Origin of the sequence: Enterobacter sp. CM29, from assembly GCF_013179605.1 — a bacterium.
Classification (GTDB): Bacteria; Pseudomonadota; Gammaproteobacteria; order Enterobacterales; family Enterobacteriaceae; genus Enterobacter; species Enterobacter intestinihominis.
The window spans coordinates 1-864 of sequence record NZ_JABMCU010000380.1; the positions used below are offsets into that span (position 1 = coordinate 1).

General features: G+C 53.0%; 1 rRNA gene. It reads right to left on the reverse strand.

The window, feature by feature from the left end:
- A 23S ribosomal RNA gene (locus HP459_RS23180) occupies window positions 1-864 on the reverse strand; the annotation flags it as partial.

Below are 864 nucleotides of genomic sequence, written 5' to 3' on the forward strand. Positions count from 1 at the left end.
ACACCTTCAACGGCTTACAGAACGCTCCCCTACCCAACAACGCCTAAGCGTCGCTGCCGCAGCTTCGGTGCATGGTTTAGCCCCGTTACATCTTCCGCGCAGGCCGACTCGACCAGTGAGCTATTACGCTTTCTTTAAATGATGGCTGCTTCTAAGCCAACATCCTGGCTGTCTGTGCCTTCCCACATCGTTTCCCACTTAACCATGACTTTGGGACCTTAGCTGGCGGTCTGGGTTGTTTCCCTCTTCACGACGGACGTTAGCACCCGCCGTGTGTCTCCCGTGATAACATTCTTCGGTATTCGTAGTTTGCATCGGGTTGGTAAGCCGGGATGGCCCCCTAGCCGAAACAGTGCTCTACCCCCGAAGATGAGTTCACGAGGCGCTACCTAAATAGCTTTCGGGGAGAACCAGCTATCTCCCGGTTTGATTGGCCTTTCACCCCCAGCCACAGGTCATCCGCTAATTTTTCAACATTAGTCGGTTCGGTCCTCCAGTTAGTGTTACCCAACCTTCAACCTGCCCATGGCTAGATCACCGGGTTTCGGGTCTATACCCTGCAACTTAACGCCCAGTTAAGACTCGGTTTCCCTTCGGCTCCCCTATACGGTTAACCTTGCTACAGAATATAAGTCGCTGACCCATTATACAAAAGGTACGCAGTCACCCCATAAAGAGGCTCCCACTGCTTGTACGTACACGGTTTCAGGTTCTTTTTCACTCCCCTCGCCGGGGTTCTTTTCGCCTTTCCCTCACGGTACTGGTTCACTATCGGTCAGTCAGGAGTATTTAGCCTTGGAGGATGGTCCCCCCATATTCAGACAGGATACCACGTGTCCCGCCCTACTCTTCGAGTTCACAGCA